Raw genomic sequence first — 20088 nt, 5'->3', positions numbered from 1 at the left:
GATCTGGATCCCCATCAGGCCGGTCCGCCGAGGCTGCCCGCGAATCCCCGGTCCGAACCGTCGAAGGCGTCCGCGGTCTCGGTGACCGCGCCCGCGATCGCCCGCATCGCCTCGGCGACCTTGAGCAGCCCGTCCACCGCCGAATCGGCGCCGGGCACGTAGCCCTCGGCGAAGGCCGCCCCGGTCTCGTCGGAGCCCCAGCTCGCGCCCTCGGCCTGCAGCGCGCCGGACAGCTGGGTCCGGGTGCGGTCCAGCGCGTCGGCGACCGCCTCGAACCGCGGTGCGGCGGACCGCAGCCCGTCCGGGTCGACCCACACCGGGCGGCTCACTGGTCAGCCCCGCGCAGGATGGACGCCCCGGGTTCCCACCCGGATTCCTCCGAGTCCCCGTCGGCCACGGCCACCCCGGCGCCGCGGGCACCAGGTTCCGCAGGCTCGGCGCACCCGGGATCAGGTCGGGCAGGTCGGGAAGATCGACGCCCGCCTGCGACACCGGCGCCATCAGGTCCCGCACGCGGCGGCGCGCGGTCGCCGCCGCATCGCGGGCGGCGGCTGCGATGGCCTCTCCCAGCCGGGACGGTGTGGACCTCGCGAACGCCTCGGGTGCGAGGTCGACACCCACGACCGCACCGGCCGAATCGACGGTGACCGTGGCCAGTCCGTCCGGCGTGCGCGCCTCCACCCGCAACGCCGCGACCTCGGACTGCGCCAGGGACAACAGGTCCGACCGGCGGTGAAGGTCCTCGAGCATGCCGTCGATCTGAACCCGCAACGCCTCGTTGCGGGCGCGCAATTCCTCGCGCGCACCCGGATCCCGCACCCGTACCCCACAGCATCACAAGGGCCGCAGCTTCAGCCCGTCACCCTTCTAGACGCGGCGCGGGCGGATTCGGTTCCACCTCGAATACAGATCGCCGCGAGCGCTGTTCGGAGTTTGGCGAGGTCCGCCGACGGCATTTCGAGCAGAGGCATGCGGACCGTCGCGTGCGGGATGATGCCCAGTTCGGCCAGCGCCGCCTTGGCCATGATGGCGCCCTGCGAGGTCCGCATCACGGCCTCGGTAAGGCCGAGCAGGGAACGCTGGATGTCCCGGGCTGATTCGAGGTCTTCGCTCCGGACGGCTCGGATCAGCTCCGCGTTCCGGTCGGCGACGATGTTGCCCACCACGCTGACCACGCCGCACGCCCCGATCGACAGGTAGGGCAGGTTGAGCTCGTCGCTGCCGCAGTAGTAGGCCAGCGACGTGGTGGCCATGACGGCCATGGCGTCGAAGAGGTCCTCCTTGGCGTCCTTCACCGCCCGGATCCGCGGGTGCCGGGCGAGCTCGATCAGCGTGTCCGGCTCCATGGAGATACCAGCGCGCGCCGGGACGTCATAGAGCATCACGGGCAGGTCGGTGGCATCGGCGACGGCCAGGCAGTGGGCCACCACCCCGGCCTGGGTCGGCCGGGAGTAGTACGGACAGACGACGAGCAGGGCGTCGGCGCCAGCGGCCTCGGCCTGGCGCGCCCGCTCGACGCTCGCGGCCGTGTCGTAGGTGCCGACGCCCGCGATCACCCGGGCCCGGCCCCTGGCCCGGTCGGCCACCGCCGACACCAGGTCGACCATCTCGGCCGCGGTCAACGTGGGCACCTCGCCCGCGGTGCCGCCCACGACGATCCCGTCGCATCCGGTGGCCAGGAGGTGGCCGACCAGGCTCGCGACCCCCTGCTCGCTGACGGGGCCGTCGGGCCGCATCGGGGTCACCATCGCGACCAGGTTCGAGCCGAACAACGCCTGGGCAGTCTCACGGGAATGGGTCATGAGGCGATCCTGCCCACCCCATTTCCATCGGTCCAGCGATGCTTTTTTGCTAATAATGCGTAACCTGGCTTCATGATCGATGTCGGGTCGCTGGGCGCGTTGCGGTCGGTCGCCGCGCTCGGGACCATCGCAAGGGCGGCGGACGAGCTCGGGTTCACCGCCTCGGCCGTCTCCCAGCAGATCAAGCGCCTCGAACGCCAGGTCGGCGTCGCGCTGCTCGCGCCAGCCGGGCGCGGTGTCGTGCTGACCCCGGCCGGTCAGGCGCTGCTGGACGCCGCCCCCGAGGTCTTCCAGTCCCTGGAACGCTGCGCCGAGGCGGCCCGCTCCGTCGCCGACGGCACCCCACCGGGGTGTTGCGGGTGGCCGCGTTCTCCACGGCCATCCGCGGACTCCTGGCCCCGCACCTGACGAACCTGGCCGCCGAGTGCCCCGACCTGTACCTGCAGGTCACCGAGCAGGACCCCGACCAGGCTCTGCACTCGGTCGCGGCTGGCACGGCGGACCTGGCGATCATCCACGACGCCGACGGGCTCTCGCCCCGGCTGCCGTCATCGCTGACCCACCGGCATCTCCACACCGACCTCGGCGACCTGGTGATGCACCGCAGCCACCCGCTCGCCGCCGCCAGGCAGCCGCTGAGCAGCGCGGACGTCGTCGGCCAGGCCTGGGTGACCAGTCCACCCGGCACCGTGTGTCACCAGTGGTTCCGGCGCCTGGTCGCGGACCAGCCCGGCGAACCCGATGTCCGCCACCTCGTCGACGACTTCGCGACCCAGCTGTCACTGGTCGCCGCAGGCGAGGTCATCGCCCTGGTTCCCCGCCTCGCACGGCCCGCGCTCGGCGACGACCTCGTCACCCGCGTCCTTCAGCCGCCGCCCATGCGCGAGGTCTCGGCCGCGTGGAGGCGCAGCGCCGACGCGAGCCCGGCCATCCGAGCCGTGGTCGCCGAGCTACTCCCCGGCGCCGACGTCAGCTGACCGGAACCGCCGCGCCACCGGCAGGCAACGCCGACATCTCCTGCCACGCGGCCCAGTCGATCGCCCAGTCGTAGATGTCGCCGTCCGCGGCGGACAGCGGGATCCGGGTACCGGTGACCTCGACCGGGTCGCCGTACAGCGCGGTGCCGAAGTACTCCTGGGCATCACTCAGGGAGAGGTTGATGCAGCCGTTGGTCACGTTGGCCGCGCCCTGCACGCCGGTGGTCTCGGGGTTGGCGTGGATGAACTCGCCGTTGTTGGAGATGCGCACCGCCCACCGCTCGCGGACGTTCTCGTAGAAGGGCGGGTTCGACATGAGGAAGTCCTCGTGCTTCTCGCTGACCACGTGGACGCCGCTGCGGGTCACGTTGCGGTCCTCGTTGCCCTCGCCGTAGCTGACCGGGAGATCCATCACCGTCGCGCCGTCCCGCACCACCTGCATGCGGTGGCTCGGGGCGTCCGCCTTGACGATCTGGCTGCGCCCGATGGTGAAGTTCAGGCTCAGGTCCTCGGCGCCGTACGCCCCGTCCCCGTAGTCGACGCCGTACAGGTTGGCCGCGAGGTTCACCGTCGTGCCGGGCGCCCAGTAGTTCTGCGGGCGCCAGTGCGCGCGAGACCCGTTGTCGTCGGGCAGCCAGGCCCATGACCCGGGGGTCGGCGGGGTGGTGGTCACGGTCAGCGCCTTCTCCACCGCGGCCTTGTCCTCGACGTGGTCGCTGAACTTGAGGATGATCGGCGCCGCGATGCCGACCTGCTGACCGTCCGCGATGTTCGTGTTCGCGGACGTCGTCGACTGCGGGGTCACCGTGGTGAGGGAACCCTCCACCGGCACGGTCTTGCCGTCGGAGCCGACCGCCCTGCCGGACCAGGTGTAGCGCGCGCCGTAGCCGAGCGGCTCGGAGACGGTGAAGGTGGTCTTGTCCGGGGACAGCACGCCCTGCACGGGCCTGCCCGCCTCGTTGGTGAGCGCGACCCCCTGCAGCGTGCCGCGCGCCGCCGTCACGGACACCGGCGCCGTCGGGCTGACGTCCTCGGCGCCCGCCGCGGGGACCTGGGTGACCGCCGCGACCGGTCCGCTCGCCGCCACCGGGTTCCCGCCCCCGCCGCCGCCGATGGTGCAGCCCGCGAGCACCGCGACCGCCGCGAGCAACACGGCTATCGACGAGAACCCGCGGACCTTATTCGTCCGAACACGCTGGATTACCACGCAGGCCACGGTACCTGCGCGGACGATGTGGCCCACGCCGCGCCGACCGCGCGACCTGGGAAAGGCCTGGGGAAGGCCTGGTCAGATGGTGCAGCCCACGGTCACCGGCTCCGGTTCGAGCCGGACCCCGAACGCCTCCTGCACCCCGTCCCGCACCTCCCTGGCCAGCGCCAACAGGTCCTCGGTCGACGCGCTCCCCCTGTTCGTCAGGGCCAGCGTGTGCTTGGTGGACAGCCGCGCCGCCGCGTCCGCACCCGGGTGCCCCTTGGTGAAACCGGCGCGCTCGATCAGCCAGCCGGCCGACAGCTTGGTGCCCGTGTCGCCGGGGAACTGCGGCACCCGCACATCGCCGCCCAGCCGCGCGGCGATGGCGGCCAGCACCGCAGGCAGCCGATCGTCGGCGAGCACGGGATTGGTGAAGAAGGACCCGGCGCTCCAGGTGTCGTGGTCGGCCGGGTCGAGGACCATGCCCTTGCCCCCGCGCAGCCCCAGGACCACCTCCCGGACCTTCGCCGCCGGACGGCGCTCGCCCTCCTCTGCACCCATTGCGTGTGCCAGCTCCCTGTACCGCAGCGGTTCGCTCAGTCCGTCGGGGCGCAGGTCCAGCTCCACCGCCAGCGCCAGCGCCGCGTCCGAGTGCTTGAGCACGCTGGTCCGGTAGCCGAGGCCGAGCTCGTCCGGCGTCACCCACCGCACCTCCCCGGTCGCCCGGTCCAGCAGCTGCACCCGCCGCAGCAGTGTGCCGACCTCCACGCCGTAGGCACCGACGTTCTGCACCGGCGTCGCGCCCGCGGACCCGGGAATACCGGACAGGCACTCGAGGCCGCCGAGGCCCGCCTCGACGGTCCGCGCGACGACGTCGTCCCATACGGCGCCCGCCTCGGCCAGCACCGAGTCGGGGCCGAGTCGGATCGCGTCGTTGGCCACCCGCACCACGACTGCGTCGACGCCCTCGTCGGCGATCACCAGGTTGGACCCGCCGCCGAGGATGAGCGTGGGGTGCCCGCCGCGTCGAGCGCGCGCACCACACCGACAAGCGCGTCCGTGTCGCGGCAGGTAAGCATCGCCCGTCCGGGCCCGCCGAGCCGCAGCGTGGTGAACCGCGACAGCGGCACGCCCTCACTCAGCTCGGCACCGAACTCCGCCGCGATGTCACTCAATGCCTGCACGGGGTCAAACGGTAGCCTGCCGAACATGGCCCGCAGCATTCCGCATTCCGCGTCCTACCCTCAACCCGCCGATCAGGTGCACCGGGCCCTGACCAGCGAGCGGTACTGGCGCGACCGCCTGGCCGAGGTCGGCGGCGAGGGCGCCGAGCTGGGTCATGTCGTCACCGGCGAGGGCACCATCGACGTGGAGATGGCGCAGGCCATCCCGGCCGAGCACCTGCCCCGATCGTGTCCAAGATCCGCCCGGGCGACCTGATCATCACCCGGACCGAGACCTGGGGCGCCCTGGACGGCGGGCGCGCCACCGGCACGTTCAGCGCGCGGGTCGACGGGCTGCCCGGCGAGGTCACCGGCACCCTCACCCTTGCCCCGCGGGCACCGGCGCGACCATCACGCTCGACGGTCGGATCGAGGTGAAGCTGCCGCTGATCGGCGGCAAGATCGAGGCCGTCATCGCCGAGCAGGTCGTCGAACTCCTCGACGCCGAGCACGGGTTCACCGAGGGCTGGATCGCCGCCAACGGCTGATCCGGATGGGGCAGGTGTGACATGGGTGATACCAATGTAAATTGCGGGGCATGTCACGCCGAATTGAGTTCACCGCCAACTACACCCGCCCCGCCGCCGAGGTCCACCGCACGCTCACCGACGAAGGATTCTGGCGCAACCGCGTCGAGCAGGGCGCAGACAAGGGCCTCACCCTCGCGCACCTCACCGCCGGTGAGGGCACCATCGACGTCGCCCTCGCCCAGGACATCGACAAGGCCGCCCTGCCGGGCGTCGTCTCCAAGATCCTCAAGGGCGAACTGTCCATCACCCGTGGCGAGGTGTGGGGCCCGCTGACCGACGGCAAGGCCGAGGGCACCTTCAACACCACCGCCACCGGCATCCCGATCAACGCCTCGGGCACCGCGACCCTGGTCGACACCGCCGAGGGCTCCACCCTGACCGTCGAGGGCGATGTCGAGGTCAGCGTGCGCCTGATCGGCGGCACCATCGAGGGCCTGGTGTCCGAGCAGATCCTCGGCATCCTGGCGAAGGACCAGGAAGTCGTCGAGGAGTGGATCACCGCCAACAGCTGACGCGGGTGTTGTCGGTGCGCCGAGCCCGAGCCGGTACCCTGCGGGTCATGGCTCGACGCATCGACTACTCCGCCCGCTACACCCATCCCGCCGAGAAGGTGTACTCCGCGCTGACGAACCGGGACTACTGGGAGGCGCGGATGGTCGAGCTCCGCAAGTTCTCCGACAATCACGTCGAGAGCTTCGAGGTCGGCGACGACGGCATCGACCTCGTCTTCCACCACATCATTCCGCGGGACACCCTGCCCGACATCGCGCAGACCGTGATGAAGAAGGACATGGTGATCACCCGCAAGGAGCACTACAGCGTCTTCGGCGACGAGGTCACCGGCACCTACTCGGCCTCCATCCCGGCCGGCCCCGGCAGCCTCAGCGGCACCATGGCGCTGTTCGGCACCGACACCGGCTCCACCCTTCGGACCTCGTCCGAGGCGAAGGTGTTCATCCCCTTCGTCGGCGGCAAGCTCGAGCAGCTGATGCTGGTCAACCTCGTCGACCTGTTCCGCACGGAAGCCCAGGTCACCGCGGACTGGCTCGCCGAGCAGTAAAACCGAACGTCATGTCCCGCCCGAGCGGAACCCGAACGGGTTCCGGCAAACCGGACGGCGTCATCACCCGCGGCACCACCGGCATCAACCGGCTGCGCCGCAGCGACCGCTGGCTGATGCACCGGGCCGCGGTCGCCGACACGCTGCACGCGGCCGCCGACCCGCTGGTCGTCGACCTCGGCTACGGCGCCCGCCCCCACACCACCTTCGAGCTGGCGTCGCGGCTGCGCACCGTCCGCCGCGACATCCGGGTGGTCGGCCTGGAGATCGATCCCGCGCGGGTGGTCGAGGCCCGCGACGGCGTCAGCTTCGCACGCGGCGGCTTCGAGCTGGCCGGGCTGCGCCCGGTGCTGATCCGCGCGTTCAACGTGCTGCGCCAGTACCCGGAGGACGCGGTCGCCGGAGCCTGGGCCAAGCTGCAGTCCGGGCTGGCCCCCGGCGGCCTGCTGATCGACGGCACCTGCGACGAGCTGGGCAGGCGCTGTGCCTGGGTGCTGCTCGACGCGGACCGCCCGCTGTCGCTGACCCTCGCCTGGGACCCGTTCGACATCGAGCGGCCGAGCGACATCGCCGAACGGCTGCCGAAGGCCCTGATCCACCGCAACGTGCCGGGGGAGCCGGTGTACGAGCTGCTGCAGTCGGCGGATCGGGCATGGGCGACGGCGGCCCCGCACGCCCCGTTCGGTCCGCGGGTGCGCTGGCGGGCCGCCGCCCAGCTGCTGCGGCAGCAGGGTGTGCCGGTGGAGGTCCCCCGCCGACGGCTCCGCGACTGCGTGCTGACGGTCCCGTGGTCGCTGGTCGCCCCGGCGATCTAGCCTTGTCGTGACCGAAGCACCTGCGAAGGGACCTGTGAGAATGCGTTCGACCCTGCTGTCGCGGAGAGATCTCGACTTCCTGCTCTACGAATGGCTCGACGTCGAGGCGCTGACGGACGACCCGCGCTACCAGGACCATTCCCGCGACACCTTCGACGCGGTGCTCGATCTCAGCGAGCAGCTCGCCACCCGGCACTTCGCCACCCACAACAAGAAGGGCGACGAGCAGGAGCCGAGCTTCGACGGCACCCGGGTCACCATCATCCCGGAGGCCAAGCAGGCCCTCGACGCGTTCGTGAAGGCGGACCTGATGGGCGCAGGCATGGCCTACGAGGCAGGCGGACTGCAGCTGCCCGCGACGGTCACCGGCGCCTGCTTCGCCTGGTTCCAGGCCGCGAACGTCGGCACCGCCGCCTACCCGATGCTGACCATCGGGAACGCGAACCTGCTGCTCGCGCACGGCACCCCGGAACAGATCGAGACCTACGCCAAGCCGCTCGTCGCGGGTAGGTTCTTCGGCACCATGTGCCTGTCGGAGCCGCAGGCGGGGTCCTCGCTCGGCGACATCGTCACCCGCGCCGAGGCGCAGCCCGACGGCAGCTACCGGCTGTTCGGCAACAAGATGTGGATCTCCGGCGGCGAGCACGATCTGGCCGAGAACATCGTCCACCTGGTGCTGGCCAAGATCCCGGGCGCGCCCGAGGGCACCAAGGGCATCTCGCTGTTCATCGTGCCCAAGTTGCTGGTCGAGTCCGACGGCGGCCTCGGCGAACGCAACGACGTGACGCTGGCCGGGCTGAACCACAAGATGGGCTACCGCGGCACCACGAACACCGTGCTGAACTTCGGCGACGGCACCCACACCCCGGCGGTGCGGCGGGCGCCGTGGGATACCTGGTCGGCGAGGCCAACAAGGGCCTGTCCTACATGTTCCACATGATGAACGAGGCCCGGATCGGCGTCGGCCTCGGCGCGACGGCGCTCGGCTACACCGGCTACCTCAAGTCCGTCGACTACGCCCGGCTGCGCGAGCAGGGCAGGCCGGTCACGGCGAAAGACCCTGCCGCCAAGCCGGTCCCGATCATCGAGCACGCCGACGTGAAGCGGATGCTACTGGCCCAGAAGTCCTATGTGGAGGGCGCGTTGGCGCTGGAGATGTTCTGCATGCGGATGGTCGACGAGCAGCGGATCGCCGAGAACGTCGCCGCGCGCAACCGGATCGGCCTGCTGCTCGACATCCTCACCCCGATCGCGAAGAGCTGGCCGTCGCAGTGGTGCCTCCAGGCGAACGACCTCGCCATCCAGGTGCACGGCGGGTACGGCTACACCCGCGAGTACGACGTCGAACAGCACTACCGCGACAACCGGCTCAACCCCATCCACGAGGGCACCCACGGGATCCAGGGCCTGGACCTGCTGGGCCGCAAGGTCACCCAGCAGGGCGGCATCAGCCTGCGGCTGCTGAGCGAGTCCATCGGCCGGACCATCGCGGACGCAGCGGAGACCGACGGCGAACTCGCGGAGCTGGCCGAACAGCTCGGCGAGGTGCTCGGCCAGGTCGGCAAGGTCACCGCGGGACTGTTCGCGTCCGGCGACATCGACGCGGCCATGGCCAACAGCTCGGTCTACCTGGAGGCGGTCGGGCACGTGGTGGTCGCGTGGATCTGGCTCGAGCAGATGCTCGCCTGCGAGGGCAAGACCGGCGACTTCTACGACGGCAAGCGGCAGGCCGGCCGGTACTTCTTCCGGTACGAGCTGCCCAAGACCGGCCCGCAGCTGGCGCTGCTCGCCTCGCTCGACCGGACCACGCTGGAGATGCGGGACGCCTGGTTCTGATCGACCCGCCGGGTCAGGCCCAGGCGGACAGCGCCCGGCCGACCCGGCGTTCGACCCGGACCGACTGCCCCGCCGCGCCTGCCTCGAGCGCAGGCCGGTCGAGGCGGCCGATGGCCAGCGCGTCGCCGACCACCTCGTCGAGCACCCACTGCGAGACCCCACCCTCGGCCAGGTCGAGCACCGTCCGCAGCGGGGTGGTGATCAGGAAGGCGCCGGTGTGTTCGCAGTCGGCGGGCCCCAGGTCGGCGCGGTGCACCGCGACTCGGTCGGTCCGGACGTGCACGGGCGCGCCTGCGGTCACGTGCAGGAACTGCGGGTGCAGGTGACCGAGTCCGTACAGCTCGGCCGCGCTCTGATGCGAGACGACGGCCCCCTGTAACTGGACGCACCGCCTGGCCACGTCCTCCAGGTCGGTGTGCGGCCACGGCGACAACCGGAACAGGTCCCTGTCGACGCGTTCCCACGCGCCCGCGCCGAGCGCGCGGCCGATCTCCCCCGGCGAAAAGCCGAGCGTGCGCGCCTGTCCGGCGGTGAAATACCCGGCCTGTTCGAGCGCGCACTCGAACAGACCCCGCTCGCGCTCCTCGTGGCGCCGCACGACCCCGTCGTCCATGACGTCACACTACGTGCGACTGTGGCATGGATCACAGGGAATTCTCGCAGCGCGTTCTCAGATCCCCCACAGACTTCTGGGGAAGAATCCGTGCAATGGCCTCCCCGCGAACACTTCGTACCGGTCCGCGAACTCCGGACCGAAGCGCAACCGCACCCTGCTGATCGTGCTCATCGTGATCGCCGCGCTGGTCGCGGTCCTGATCTCGGCCGAGCTCTACGTCCGGCACAACGTCAAGCAGTGCATGGCCCAGCAGCTCGAGAGCGAGCTCGGCTCCCAGGTCGACGTCGGGTTGAGCTGGAAGCCGGTGCTGCTGCAGGCGGTCGACAAGAACGTCCCCTACATCACGGTCACCAGCGACGACTCCAGCTTCGGCCCCGCCAAGGACATGCACGTCACGGCGAAGGTCAACGACATCGAGCTGACCGACACGGGCGGCGGCACCATCGGCAGTTCCACCGCAGACGTGGACTGGTCCACCGCCGGCATCCTCGCGACCATCCAGGCCCAGCCCTTCGGCCAGCTGGTCTCCGGCGTGACCGCCGACCCGACCGCGGGCACGCTGTCGTTCCAGGTCATCGGGCTCGCGGAGCTGACCGTCCGGCCACAGGTCGTGGACGGAAAGGTCGACATCGAGACCGTCGAGGCCTCGGTCCTCGGCCTCGGGCTGCCCACCGACCTGGTCAGCGGCATCGTCGACGTGCTCGGCGACAGCCTGCAGACGCTCCCGCTCGGGATGTCGCCGACCTCGCTGACCATCACCGACGGCGGACTCCAGATGTCGATGGCCGGCGGCGCCTACACGATGCCGGAGGCCTCCCCCGAGGCGCAGTCCACGGGCGGCGGCTGCTCCCTGCTGTGATCCGCGCTCGCGGTGGCCGGGTGGCGGTACGCGCTATCCGGCCGCCGCGAACCCGTCCAGCACCGCCCGGGTACCGGACAGGCCCAGCCTGGTCGCGCCCGCCTCGATCATCTCCCGCGCGGCGTCCGCGGTCCTGATCCCGCCGCTCGCCTTGACGCCGAGCCTGCCGCCGACGGTGCCCGCCATCAACCGCACCGCGGCAGCGGTGGCACCGCCCGCCGGGTGGAAGCCCGTCGAGGTCTTGACGAAGTTCGCCCCTGCCAGCTCGGCGGCCCGGCAGCACTCGACGATCGCCTCGTCGGACAGCGCCGCGGTCTCGAGGATCACCTTGAGCACGGTGGCGTCGCCGATCCCCTCCCGCACGGTGAGGATGTCCGCGAGCACCGCGTTGTAGTCGCCCGCGACCGCCGCGCCCACATCGATCACCATGTCGATCTCCCTCGCGCCCTGCTCCACCGCGAGCCGCGCCTCCGCCCCCTTGATCAGGGAATGGTGCTTGCCCGACGGGAAGCCGGCCACCGCGGCGACGGCCAGCCCGTCGGCCCGCACCGGCAGCATCGACGGTGACACGCAGATGGCGTACACGCCGAGGTCGCGGGCCTCCGCGATCAGCGCGTCGACGTCGGCGGGCGTTGCCTCCGGCTTGAGCAGGGTGTGGTCGACCATCTGGGCGACCCGGTCTCGGGTCAGCGGGGCGTCAGGCATACCGAAGAGCTTGGCACAGCGCGGTATCCGACCGGGAAATCCGGTTGCGGCCGCCACCCGAGGCGCCGCACACTGCCGGGATGTTGATCAGACGCGAGCGCCCCGACGACGTCGAGGCCATCGCGGCCGTGCACCGCGCCGCTTTCGCCGAGCACGAGCCCGGCGGGGCGCCCCGGCCCGCGGGCGAGCCGATGGAGGTCGGGCTGATCGCGAGGTTGCGGGCGTCCGAGGCGTGGCTGCCCGCGCTGTCCCTGGTCGCCGAGATCGACGGCGAGGTCCGCGGCCACGTCTGCCTGACCAGGGGCACCGTCGCCGGTCGGCCCGCGCTCGCGCTCGGTCCGATCGGGGTGCCGCCCGAACACCAGGGCCACGGGATCGGCGCCGCGCTGATGCACGCCGCCCTCGGCGCGGCGGACGCACTCGACGAACCGCTTGTCGCCCTGCTCGGACACCTCGACTACTACCCGCGGTTCGGGTTCGTGCCCGGGTCGACGCTGTCCGTCGACCCCGGCGTCCCGGACTGGGTCTCGCACTTCCAGGTTCGGCCGCTGTCGGCCTACACCCCGGACCTCGCGGGCGAATTCCGCTACGCGGAGCCGTTCTACGAGGAGTGAAGGCGCGGTGACCGGATCCGCGGCTACGGTGTCGGTATGAGCGCCGACGAGCTGACCGCCGTGTTCAACGCAGGCGCGCCCGAGTTCACCTGGCTGACCCCGCAGATCTGGGGCCCGGCCGGGCAGGCACTGATCTTCCAGTTGCGCCTGCGGCCGGGCGACGCGGTGCTCGACGTGTGTTGTGGCGCAGGCGCGTCGGCGCTGCCCGCGGCCGCCGCCGTGGGTCCGGGCGGCCTGGTCCACGCCGTCGACCTCGCGGACGACCTGCTGGAGGAGGGCAGGCTGCTCGCGTCCGACCGCGCCATGCAGAACATCGACTTCGTGCACGCGGACGCCACGGAATGGGAGCCGCCGAGCACGGTCCCAGAGGCCGGTTACGACGCGCTGGCCAGCTCCTACGGGGTGTTCTTCCTCCCGCACATGGACGAGTCGGTTAACCGGCTGGTGAACCTGGTCCGCCCCGGCGGCAGAGTCGGCGTCACGTCCTGGCGGCGCGGCGCCCTCGAGAACTACGCCGCGGCCTACTTCGACGCGGTCGGGCGGCACGTGCCGGGCTTCGACGTCGGTGCCCGCGACAACCGCGACGACCCTCTCGCGAAGCTGAACACCGCCGACGCGCTGAGCAACTGGCTCGCCGGTTTCGGCACCTCCGCCGTCGAGATCAACGAGCTGTCCAACTGGCTGCCCGCCACCCCCGAGCTGGCATGGGGACTGGTGCTGGGCAGCGCGCTGCGCGGCACCCTGGTCGGCCTCGACCCCGGCACCGTCGAGGCGATCCGGCTCGAGTTCCTGGCGCTGCTCACCGAACGCGACATCGAGACGCTCGACCTGGGCACGCTGGTCGCCACGGCAGTCGTCGACCGCTGACCGGTACCTGCGACACTGGGTCCATGAGCTCGCCTACCACCGACGACGACCGCCGTTTCGTGCTCTCGCTCGGCACCCCGGACCGCACCGGCATCGTCGCCCGGATCTCCACGTTCCTCGCCGAGGTCGGCGGATCCATCGTCGAGGCCGCGTACCACGCGGACGCCGACAGTGGCTGGTTTTTCACCCGGCAGGCCGTGAGCGCCTCCTCGATCGACATGAGCATCGACGAGCTCCGCACGGCGTTCGCCGCGGTCGCCGCCGAACTCGGCCCCGAGACCGAGTGGACGCTGCAGGATTCGTCCGAGCGCAAGCGCGTCGTGCTGCTGGTGAGCAAGGAGGCACACTGCCTGCACGACCTGCTCGGCCGCGCCGCGGGCGGCGAGCTGCCGGCGGACATCTGCGCGGTCATCGGCAACCACATGGACCTGGCGCCCGTCGTGGAGGCCCACGGGCTGACCTTCCACTACGTGCCGTTCCCGAAGGACCCGGCCGAGCGGGGCCCGGCGTTCAACAGGGTTCGCGAACTGGTCGACGCCCACGACCCGCACGCGGTGGTGCTGGCCCGCTTCATGCAGGTGTTGCCCGCCGAGCTGTGTGAGCACTGGGCCGGGCGCGCGCTCAACATCCACCACAGCTTCCTGCCGTCCTTCGTCGGCGCCCGCCCGTACCACCAGGCCTTCGCACGGGGCGTGAAGCTGATCGGCGCGACCTGCCACTACGTGACCGCCGAGCTGGATGCCGGGCCGATCATCGAGCAGGACGTGATCCGGGTCGACCACGCCGACGAGGTCCGCGACATGGTGCGCCAGGGCCGCGACATCGAGAAGCTGGTGCTCGCGCGTGGCCTGCGCTGGCACCTGGAGGACCGGGTGCTCGTGCACGGCCGCAAGACCGTCGTCTTCAGCTAGGCGCTCCGCGCCCGTGAGTCCTTTTGGTCCCCCTACGGGCCAGAAGGACTCACAGTCGGGCGAGGCGGCGGATCTCGTCGTTGACCGGGCCGGGGGCCTCGACGGTGCTCATGTGGCCGATCGCGGGCAGCCGGATCAGGCGCTGCAGGTGCCCGGCCTCGTCCAGGACGTCCGAGATCCGGCGCGAATGCGACTGCGGCGTCAGCCGATCGGCGGTCCCGACCAGCACCGTGGTCGGCACCTGCAGGTTCTCCAGCGCGGCGCGGATGTCGAGCATGCTCAGCGCCGCACCCCAGCCGCCGCGGGTGCGGCCCTGACAGTCGAGCACGATCCGGGTGCAGAACTCGACCTCCTCGCGCGTGGACCCGGGCGCCATCGCCGCGTACTGGATGACCCGGCGGGTGGCGGGCATATCCACCCGCACCGAGCTACGCCAGCCGAGCAGCACCCGACCCACCGGCGGCGGGATCGTCGGCAGCCGCTGCGAGAGCGGGATCAGCGTGGACTCGGCGACCAGGCTGTCGGTCGCGGTGCTCGCCAGCATCACCGCGCGGGCCTTCGCGCGCACCTGATCCGGGTACTTGCCGGCCCACGACATGATGCTCATGCCACCCATGCTGTGGCCGACCACGACGGCCTTCTTGTCGCCGGTCACGGTGGCCTCGAGCACCGCGGCCAGGTCGTCGGCAAGCAGGTCGGTGCTGAGCGGGTTGCGACCGAGCTCGGTGCGCCCGTGTCCGCGCTGGTCGTAGGTGATCACGCGGAAGTCGTCGGCGAGCGCGTTGATCTGCGGGTACCAGTAGGCGGTCGAGCAGGTCCAGCCGTGGCTGAGCACGATGGGCTGAGCCTCGGGATCGCCGTAGGCCACCACGTGGATCGGGTGCCCGTCCGCCGAGGTGACGGAGATCGTCTCGGGCCGGTGCACGGGATCGCTCAGCGCGGGATTCGGCTCGGCCACGAACGGTGCGCTCGACCTGGTCCGCCGGGAGCGCACGACCGCGCCCACACCGATGATCGCCGCTCCGGCCGCCGCTCCGACGAGGATCCGTCGCTTCGAACCCCGTGACTGTGCCGTCACCTGTCCACCTCCGTGATGTGCTGTTCGTTGTCGATTGGGAAGCCGCCCTACCCGGACGTCACACGGTGCCGTGCGTCGCGCCGGATCCCGGCGGCGCTAGATGATGTGCGCCCGGCGCAGCAGGAGCTTCGACGGCCCGCCGATCAAGCCGACCTCGCTCAGGAATTCGACGGTCTTCGCGCTGCCCTCGCGGAGCATGTCGTGGTAGTGCTTGTTCGCATTCGCCGCCTCGCGGGCTCGCTTGGGGTCCAGCCCCGCGGCCTCGTACACCTTGTCGTTGACCAGGCTGGTGACGATGAAGTAGGCGGTCACGCCGAGCAGCAACCGGACCCGCGCCCTGGTGAACCAGGAGATGCCGTCGACGCGCCGGACGGTCTCCTCGCGGGCGAACTTGATGTGCCGCGCCTCCTCGAGGACGTGGATCTTGCTCACCGTCCTGGTGAGCGGCTGCACCCGCTCGTCCTTCATGAAGTCGCGCTGCATCATGTCGAGGATCTCCTCGGCGAACAGCGTGCCGCCGTAGGCGAGCGAACCGGACGCCGTCGCCTTGAAGGCGCGCGCCGACTCGCGGATCCACCGCTTGGGCCGGTACGACGGGACGCCGAAGCGCTGCGCCGACCTGGCGAACATCGTCGAGTGCCTGCATTCGTCGGCGATCTCGGTGAGCGCGAACTGCACGTGCGGCTCGGACGGGTCGCGGCCGTAGATGTCGCGCAGCAGCATCTGCATGAGGATCATCTCGAACCAGATTCCGGTGCCTGCGACGCTCGCGGCCTCGTGCATGGTGAGCGTGATCCGCTGCTCCTCGGTCATCGACTCCCAGAGGTCGGTGCCGTAGAGGCTGGACCATTCCGGCGTCATGCCGTAGAGGCCCGCAGGAATGGGCGCCTCCCAGTCGATCTCGATGAGGGGGTCGTAGGACTTCCTGGCCGCCGAGGCCAGTAGACGGCTCGCCGTGTCCTGCCGCTCGCCCACCCTGGCCAGGCGTGATCCGGACCTGTTCACGGCCTTGCGTTCGTGAATGATCGACATCGCCACTCCTCGGCATCGGATCCGGTGACGCGCGCCGGTATCGACTTACCTCAAGAATGCGTGGCGGGGATGACCGTTGTCAAGGGTTATATGTAACTGATATTCGCAGACAATTTGGGGGCGTTGATCGGCGCCCGGCGCGAGGCGACCGACTACCAGCGCGGCCCGCGCTGGACCTCGTCGACCCGCGGCCGCACGTCGACCAGGTACACGCAGATCGCCACCACGGCGATCATCCAGAAGAGCATCCCGAAGGGCAGCAGCAGCACCAGCAGCGCGACCAGCAGGATGCCCAGCCAGATCGGCTTGCTCAGCTTGTCGACCGCGGTGAAGGCGTCGGTGCGCTGCCGGATCGCGTGGAAGACCGCGAAAACGCCCGCCGCGATGGCGGCGAGCTGGAGCGCGAGCATGATCAGGCCGGTGAGGCCGTTGACGGTCGGCATGCATCCATCCTACGAGTTCGGCCCCCGCACACCGTGATGTGCGGGGGCCGAACTCGATTCAGCTGTGCGAACTGTCAGCTGGTGGCCTTCTTGGCGGGGGCCTTCTTGGCAGGAGCCTTGGCCGCGGGCGCGGCGGGCTTCGCCGCGGCGGCCGGCTTGGCCGGAGCCTTCTTGGCCGGGGCCTTCTTCACGGGCGCCTTGGTGGCGGCCGTGTCGACCTTGGCCGCGGCCGTCTTGGTGGTGGACTCGGCCTTCTCGCCCGCGCCGACGAACCGGCTGGCAACGCTCTCGCCCGCCTCGGTCACGGCGTCGCTGACCTCGTCGGCGACGTCACTGATGCGCTCCGCGGCGCGGCCGGCCAGCTTCGCGGCCTGCTCGCCGACGGCCCGGGTCTGGCGGGCCACGGTGCCGAGCGCCTCCTCGGTGAGGGTGGCGGCATCGCCGAGCACCGACTCGGCGCGCTCGATGCCCTCTTCGACGGCAGCCTGCTTGCGCAGCCGCTCGACGGTCTCCTCGCCGCGCTCGGCGAGCGAGGTGTAGATGTCGGACGCGACCTTCAGGTACGCCTCGGCGACCTTGCGCAGCTCCTCGGCGGTGAACTTCTCGCGCAGCTCGGCGAGCTCCTCGGGCAGCTCGGACGGCAGGCCTGCCAGCCGCTCGCGGAGGCTCTCGACGCCCTCGGTGAGGTCGTCGGTCAGCTTCTCGAAGCGCTCGCGGGCGGCGTCGACCGTGAGGGCCTCCTCGCCGCCAGCGGTGGCGCGCGAACGCACCTGGGCGACGACATCGGCGACGGCCTGGACGACCACGTCGCCCGCGCCGACCGCGGCGTACAACGGGGTCTTCACGCTGTCGAGACCTTTGAGTTCAGTCATTCTTGGTTCTCCTTTTCGGGCTGGGGGTCGAGACGCGGGTTGTTCTCGCGCCGAAACGATTCGTAGATTTCAAGGAGGACCTGCTTCTGCCGCTCCGTGACGGAGGTATCGGAGAGCAGGGCGTCCCGCACCGGACTGGCTGGGCGATCTTCGAGAAATCCAGCCCGCATGTACAGCACCTCCGCGGACACGCGGAGTCCCTTCGCGATCTGCCCGAGCACCTCTGCCGAGGGCTTGCGCAACCCACGCTCGATCTGGCTCAGGTAGGGATTGCTGACGCCTGCGAGTTGCGAGAGCTGCCGCAACGACACCTGCGCGGCCTCACGCTGCGACTTGATGAAGCTGCCGATGTCCTGTGCTGCGGAGCTGACCACCCGCGCGGCCACGTCACCGGCACTGTCGCCGGTCGGCGTTTCGTCGGACATCACACTCCCTACCTGGTGGGTGAATCCCACGGTACGGGAGCGTGCTAACTATTGCAAGCACTCTTGTTAGCAGCGCGCTGCGGTCAGGTGAACAACAGCTGCGAGACGGTGTGGATGGTCAGCCCGGCGAGCGCACCGACCACAGTGCCGTTGATCCGGATGAACTGCAGATCCCGCCCGACCTGCAGCTCGATCTTGCGGCTGGCCTCCTCCGCGTCCCAGCGCGCCACCGTCTCGGTGATGACGCCGGTGATCTCCTCCGTGTAGTTCGCGGCGATGTACCGCACCCCGCTGTCGAGCCAGCCGTCGACCTTGGTGCGCAGTTCGGCATCGTCGCGCAGCCGCTCCCCCAGCCGGATCACGGTGTCGCGGGTCTTGGCGCGCAGCGTGCTGTTCGGGTCGTCGACGGACTCGAGGATCATCCGCTTGGCCACCTTCCACGCCGCCTCGGCGGCACCGGTGACCTCCTTGCGCCCCATGATCTCCGCCTTGACCTTCTCGGCCTTGGCCATGGTCGCCGGGTCGTTCTGCAGGTCGTTCGCGAAGTCGACGAGGAAGCGGTTGGCGGCCAGCCGGACCTCGTGCTCCGGGTTCGAGCGCACCTTCCAAGTGAACTCCACGAGCTCCTTGTAGATCTTCTCGCCGAGCAGCGCGTCGACGAACTTCGGCGACCAGGCCGGGCTGTCCCGGTCGATGATCCGGTCGATCGTGTCCTGGCTGCCCAGCGCCCACTGATGGGCCCGCTCCGCGAGCAGGTCGAGCAGCGGCAGCTGACGGTTCTCCTTGATCAACTCCGCGAGCACCTTGCCGATCGGCGGCCCCCAGGCCGGCTCGGCGAGCCTGCGGACGATCGTGCTGTCGATGATCTGCTGGACGTCCTCGTCGCGGAGCACCGAGACGAACCCGCGCAGGATCGTCGCCGTCTCCGCGGCCACCCGCGTCGCGTGCGCCGGCTCGGCCAGCCAGGTGCCGACCCGCAGCGGGACCTGAGCGGCCTCCACCTTCTGCGACACGACGTCGGGTGCGAGGAAGTTCTCCCCGACGAAGCTGCTCAGGTTCGAGCCGAGCTGGTCCTTCTTCTTCTTGATGATCGCGGTGTGCGGGATCGGCAGCCCGAGCGGATGCCGGAACAGCGCCGTCACCGCGAACCAGTCCGCCAGCGCGCCGACCATGCCCGCCTCGGACGCGGCCCGGACATAGCCGACCCATTCCGGCGCGCCCTTGGTCTCCTGCCAGCGGGCCACCAGGTACACCACGGTGGCCAGGACGAGGAACCCCGTGGCGACGGCCTTCATCCGGCGGAGGTCACGCTTCTTGGCGGCGTCATCGACGGTGAGCAACTGCACCAGCCCATTGTGCCGAAACTCCGGGCCACGCCGGGTCAATCGTCGGCTCCTGCTCGAACCCCCGCCTAAACTGTGCAGGAGATCAACCGAACGGATGTGGCGAACCCAGTGCCCAAGAACTCAGTGCCAACAGCACAGGACCCCGATCAGACCGAGACGGAGACCAAGCCCGAGAAGCCGGACGGCCGCAAGCGGCGGTGGCGCGAACACAAGATCGCGCGCCGCGAGGAACTGGTCGACGGCACCATCGCGGCCATCCGGGTACGCGGGCGCGACATCGGCATGGACGAGATCGCATCCGAGATCGGCGTCTCCAAGACCGTCCTGTACCGGTACTTCAACGACAAGAACGACCTGACCAGCGCCACCATGATGCGCTATGTCGAGACGGTGCTCGCGCCGCGGATGTATGCCGCGATCGGCAGCGACATGGACGAGTACGAGCTGGCGCGGATGGCGATCACCGCGTACGTCGAGACCGTCGCCGAAGATCCGGAGGTCTACCTCTACGTGATGGCGAACAGCGCGGGCGGCAACCGCGACGTCGTCGCCGAATCGGAGCGGATGATCGCCGAGCTGCTCTCCGCCGTCCTGGGCGAACGGTTGCGCCTGATGGAGATGGATTCCGGCGGGTCGCTGCCGTGGGCCTACGGGATCGTCGGCGCCGTGCAGCTCGCCACCCACTGGTGGATCTCCAACAAGTCGATGACCGCGGAGAACCTGATCGACTACCTGACGATGATGACGTGGGGCGGGATCACCGGGATCGCGGAGGTCGCCGGCTCTCCCGCGCGTTTCAACGCCAATCCGCACCCGCTGCTGCGCGGGGATGCCGCCGAGGGCCTTTGAACGACCACTGAACGATCTTGTGTTACCTGAGGTAAC

21 protein-coding genes and 4 pseudogenes are annotated in these 20088 nt (G+C 70.4%); 12 read left to right on the top strand and 13 right to left on the bottom strand.

All coding sequences use genetic code 11. The features are described 5' to 3' along the window. Positions 1–14 precede the first annotated feature (14 nt). From BTZ20_RS05075 to dapA, 3 genes and pseudogenes are all read right to left on the bottom strand, one after another. Positions 15–329 carry a WXG100 family type VII secretion target gene (locus tag BTZ20_RS05075; protein ID WP_077040619.1) on the bottom strand — a complete coding sequence of 105 codons (315 nt, stop codon included), beginning with the start codon at positions 327–329 and terminating at the stop codon, positions 15–17. Positions 330–543: 214 nt separating this feature from the next. Beyond that, positions 544–750, bottom strand: a pseudogene (locus tag BTZ20_RS29675) (YbaB/EbfC family nucleoid-associated protein); the annotation flags it as partial. Positions 751–851: 101 nt separating this feature from the next. Next, positions 852–1802 (bottom strand): 4-hydroxy-tetrahydrodipicolinate synthase, encoded by a 951-nt coding sequence (gene dapA / locus BTZ20_RS05065; protein ID WP_077040618.1) that lies wholly within the window; start codon positions 1800–1802, stop codon positions 852–854. A gap of 72 nt (positions 1803–1874) precedes the next feature. Between dapA and BTZ20_RS27705 the strand changes: the two genes are divergently transcribed. Beyond that, entirely contained in the window at positions 1875–2210 is a 336-nt protein-coding gene (locus BTZ20_RS27705) for a LysR family transcriptional regulator (RefSeq protein ID WP_223263639.1), read from the top strand. Beyond that, a complete protein-coding gene (locus tag BTZ20_RS05060; RefSeq protein ID WP_262982543.1) occupies positions 2162–2779 on the top strand; it encodes a LysR substrate-binding domain-containing protein in 618 nt (205 codons plus the stop codon). Before BTZ20_RS27705 ends, BTZ20_RS05060 begins: the two co-directional genes overlap by 49 nt. Here BTZ20_RS05060 and BTZ20_RS05055 read toward each other — a convergent pair. Continuing rightward, positions 2772–3938, bottom strand: coding sequence for a L,D-transpeptidase (locus tag BTZ20_RS05055; RefSeq protein WP_411269140.1), 1167 nt, complete (start codon positions 3936–3938; stop codon positions 2772–2774). The two genes, BTZ20_RS05060 and BTZ20_RS05055, sit on opposite strands and share 8 nt — an antisense overlap. Positions 3939–4067: 129 nt before the next feature. Further along, positions 4068–5113, bottom strand: a pseudogene (locus BTZ20_RS05050) (UDP-N-acetylmuramate dehydrogenase). A 22-nt stretch (positions 5114–5135) separates the two neighbouring features. Here BTZ20_RS05050 and BTZ20_RS05045 point away from each other — a divergent pair. The 5 genes and pseudogenes from BTZ20_RS05045 (at position 5136) to BTZ20_RS05025 (ending at position 9435) form a co-directional block, all read left to right on the top strand. Further along, a pseudogene (locus BTZ20_RS05045) lies at positions 5136–5682 on the top strand (DUF2505 domain-containing protein). Between the two features lie 50 nt (positions 5683–5732). Further along, the gene (locus tag BTZ20_RS05040; RefSeq protein WP_077040617.1) at positions 5733–6236 is read left to right on the top strand and encodes a DUF2505 domain-containing protein; all 504 of its coding nucleotides are present in this window, start codon (positions 5733–5735) and stop codon (positions 6234–6236) included. A 47-nt stretch (positions 6237–6283) separates the two neighbouring features. Beyond that, the gene (locus BTZ20_RS05035; RefSeq protein ID WP_077040616.1) at positions 6284–6784 is read left to right on the top strand and encodes a DUF2505 domain-containing protein; all 501 of its coding nucleotides are present in this window, start codon (positions 6284–6286) and stop codon (positions 6782–6784) included. 11 nt (positions 6785–6795) lie between these two features. Next, positions 6796–7599 carry an SAM-dependent methyltransferase gene (locus BTZ20_RS05030; protein ID WP_077040615.1) on the top strand — a complete coding sequence of 268 codons (804 nt, stop codon included), beginning with the start codon at positions 6796–6798 and terminating at the stop codon, positions 7597–7599. A 40-nt stretch (positions 7600–7639) separates the two neighbouring features. Then, positions 7640–9435: pseudogene (locus BTZ20_RS05025) on the top strand (acyl-CoA dehydrogenase). A gap of 13 nt (positions 9436–9448) precedes the next feature. Here the strand turns inward: BTZ20_RS05025 and BTZ20_RS05020 are convergent. Continuing rightward, entirely contained in the window at positions 9449–10048 is a 600-nt protein-coding gene (locus BTZ20_RS05020; RefSeq protein ID WP_223263637.1) for a type IV toxin-antitoxin system AbiEi family antitoxin domain-containing protein, read from the bottom strand. A gap of 160 nt (positions 10049–10208) precedes the next feature. Between BTZ20_RS05020 and BTZ20_RS05015 the strand changes: the two genes are divergently transcribed. Further along, positions 10209–10910, top strand: coding sequence for a DUF2993 domain-containing protein (locus BTZ20_RS05015; protein ID WP_077043492.1), 702 nt, complete (start codon positions 10209–10211; stop codon positions 10908–10910). A 33-nt stretch (positions 10911–10943) separates the two neighbouring features. On the opposite strand, the gene deoC is transcribed toward BTZ20_RS05015, so the two are convergent. Continuing rightward, positions 10944–11615 (bottom strand): deoxyribose-phosphate aldolase, encoded by a 672-nt coding sequence (gene deoC, locus BTZ20_RS05010; RefSeq protein ID WP_077040614.1) that lies wholly within the window; start codon positions 11613–11615, stop codon positions 10944–10946. A gap of 80 nt (positions 11616–11695) precedes the next feature. Here deoC and BTZ20_RS05005 point away from each other — a divergent pair, with 80 nt between their 5' ends. Genes BTZ20_RS05005 through purU form a run of 3 tightly spaced genes read left to right on the top strand, consistent with a single transcriptional unit; the run spans position 11696 to position 14007 of the window. Further along, positions 11696–12229: a GNAT family N-acetyltransferase gene (locus tag BTZ20_RS05005; protein WP_077040613.1), complete on the top strand. Its 534-nt coding sequence runs from the start codon at positions 11696–11698 to the stop codon at positions 12227–12229. 36 nt (positions 12230–12265) lie between these two features. Beyond that, complete coding sequence (locus tag BTZ20_RS05000; protein ID WP_077040612.1) at positions 12266–13096, top strand: class I SAM-dependent methyltransferase; 831 nt, start codon at positions 12266–12268, stop codon at positions 13094–13096. A 23-nt stretch (positions 13097–13119) separates the two neighbouring features. Further along, positions 13120–14007: a formyltetrahydrofolate deformylase gene (purU, locus tag BTZ20_RS04995; RefSeq protein WP_077040611.1), complete on the top strand. Its 888-nt coding sequence runs from the start codon at positions 13120–13122 to the stop codon at positions 14005–14007. Between the two features lie 49 nt (positions 14008–14056). Here purU and BTZ20_RS04990 read toward each other — a convergent pair whose 3' ends face one another. The 6 genes from BTZ20_RS04990 to BTZ20_RS04965 all read right to left on the bottom strand — a co-directional run bounded on the left by BTZ20_RS04990 (position 14057) and on the right by BTZ20_RS04965 (position 19152). Further along, on the bottom strand, positions 14057–15085 hold the full coding sequence (locus BTZ20_RS04990) for an alpha/beta fold hydrolase (RefSeq protein ID WP_077040610.1): 1029 nt from the start codon (positions 15083–15085) through the stop codon (positions 14057–14059). A 96-nt stretch (positions 15086–15181) separates the two neighbouring features. Next, the gene (locus BTZ20_RS04985; protein ID WP_077043491.1) at positions 15182–16117 is read right to left on the bottom strand and encodes an AurF N-oxygenase family protein; all 936 of its coding nucleotides are present in this window, start codon (positions 16115–16117) and stop codon (positions 15182–15184) included. A gap of 152 nt (positions 16118–16269) precedes the next feature. Further along, a complete protein-coding gene (locus BTZ20_RS04980) occupies positions 16270–16560 on the bottom strand; it encodes a DUF2516 family protein (protein ID WP_027501186.1) in 291 nt (96 codons plus the stop codon). Between the two features lie 74 nt (positions 16561–16634). Next, positions 16635–17432, bottom strand: a complete 798-nt coding sequence (locus tag BTZ20_RS04975) for a heparin-binding hemagglutinin (protein WP_077040609.1) — start codon at positions 17430–17432, stop codon at positions 16635–16637. After that, complete coding sequence (locus BTZ20_RS04970; RefSeq protein WP_077040608.1) at positions 17429–17857, bottom strand: helix-turn-helix domain-containing protein; 429 nt, start codon at positions 17855–17857, stop codon at positions 17429–17431. The genes BTZ20_RS04975 and BTZ20_RS04970 overlap by 4 nt, the downstream gene beginning before the upstream one ends. An 83-nt stretch (positions 17858–17940) precedes the next feature. After that, positions 17941–19152, bottom strand: coding sequence for a DUF445 domain-containing protein (locus BTZ20_RS04965; RefSeq protein WP_083742892.1), 1212 nt, complete (start codon positions 19150–19152; stop codon positions 17941–17943). Positions 19153–19311: 159 nt separating this feature from the next. Between BTZ20_RS04965 and BTZ20_RS04960 the strand changes: the two genes are divergently transcribed. Continuing rightward, entirely contained in the window at positions 19312–20052 is a 741-nt protein-coding gene (locus BTZ20_RS04960) for a TetR/AcrR family transcriptional regulator (RefSeq protein WP_077043490.1), read from the top strand. Positions 20053–20088: the final 36 nt, after the last annotated feature.

It is taken from the genome of Rhodococcus sp. MTM3W5.2, from assembly GCF_001984015.1.
GTDB lineage: Bacteria > Actinomycetota > Actinomycetes > Mycobacteriales > Mycobacteriaceae > Rhodococcus_G > Rhodococcus_G oryzae.
The sequence above is the reverse complement of the archived record's forward strand: the minus strand, read 5'-3'. Positions and strand labels throughout refer to the sequence as shown.

Excerpts from the sequence above, each read along its gene's own strand:
- dapA (WP_077040618.1), bottom strand. The coding sequence starts at position 1,802 with ATGACCCATTCCCGTGAGACTGCCCAGGCGTTGTTCGGCTCGAACCTG.
- BTZ20_RS27705 (WP_223263639.1), top strand. The coding sequence starts at position 1,875 with ATGATCGATGTCGGGTCGCTGGGCGCGTTGCGGTCGGTCGCCGCGCTC.
- BTZ20_RS05040 (WP_077040617.1), top strand. The coding sequence starts at position 5,733 with ATGTCACGCCGAATTGAGTTCACCGCCAACTACACCCGCCCCGCCGCC.
- BTZ20_RS05035 (WP_077040616.1), top strand. The coding sequence starts at position 6,284 with ATGGCTCGACGCATCGACTACTCCGCCCGCTACACCCATCCCGCCGAG.
- BTZ20_RS05030 (WP_077040615.1), top strand. The coding sequence starts at position 6,796 with ATGTCCCGCCCGAGCGGAACCCGAACGGGTTCCGGCAAACCGGACGGC.
- BTZ20_RS05020 (WP_223263637.1), bottom strand. The coding sequence starts at position 10,048 with ATGGACGACGGGGTCGTGCGGCGCCACGAGGAGCGCGAGCGGGGTCTG.
- deoC (WP_077040614.1), bottom strand. The coding sequence starts at position 11,615 with ATGCCTGACGCCCCGCTGACCCGAGACCGGGTCGCCCAGATGGTCGAC.
- BTZ20_RS05005 (WP_077040613.1), top strand. The coding sequence starts at position 11,696 with ATGTTGATCAGACGCGAGCGCCCCGACGACGTCGAGGCCATCGCGGCC.
- BTZ20_RS05000 (WP_077040612.1), top strand. The coding sequence starts at position 12,266 with ATGAGCGCCGACGAGCTGACCGCCGTGTTCAACGCAGGCGCGCCCGAG.
- purU (WP_077040611.1), top strand. The coding sequence starts at position 13,120 with ATGAGCTCGCCTACCACCGACGACGACCGCCGTTTCGTGCTCTCGCTC.
- BTZ20_RS04985 (WP_077043491.1), bottom strand. The coding sequence starts at position 16,117 with ATGTCGATCATTCACGAACGCAAGGCCGTGAACAGGTCCGGATCACGC.
- BTZ20_RS04980 (WP_027501186.1), bottom strand. The coding sequence starts at position 16,560 with ATGCCGACCGTCAACGGCCTCACCGGCCTGATCATGCTCGCGCTCCAG.
- BTZ20_RS04975 (WP_077040609.1), bottom strand. The coding sequence starts at position 17,432 with ATGACTGAACTCAAAGGTCTCGACAGCGTGAAGACCCCGTTGTACGCC.
- BTZ20_RS04970 (WP_077040608.1), bottom strand. The coding sequence starts at position 17,857 with ATGTCCGACGAAACGCCGACCGGCGACAGTGCCGGTGACGTGGCCGCG.
- BTZ20_RS04965 (WP_083742892.1), bottom strand. The coding sequence starts at position 19,152 with ATGAAGGCCGTCGCCACGGGGTTCCTCGTCCTGGCCACCGTGGTGTAC.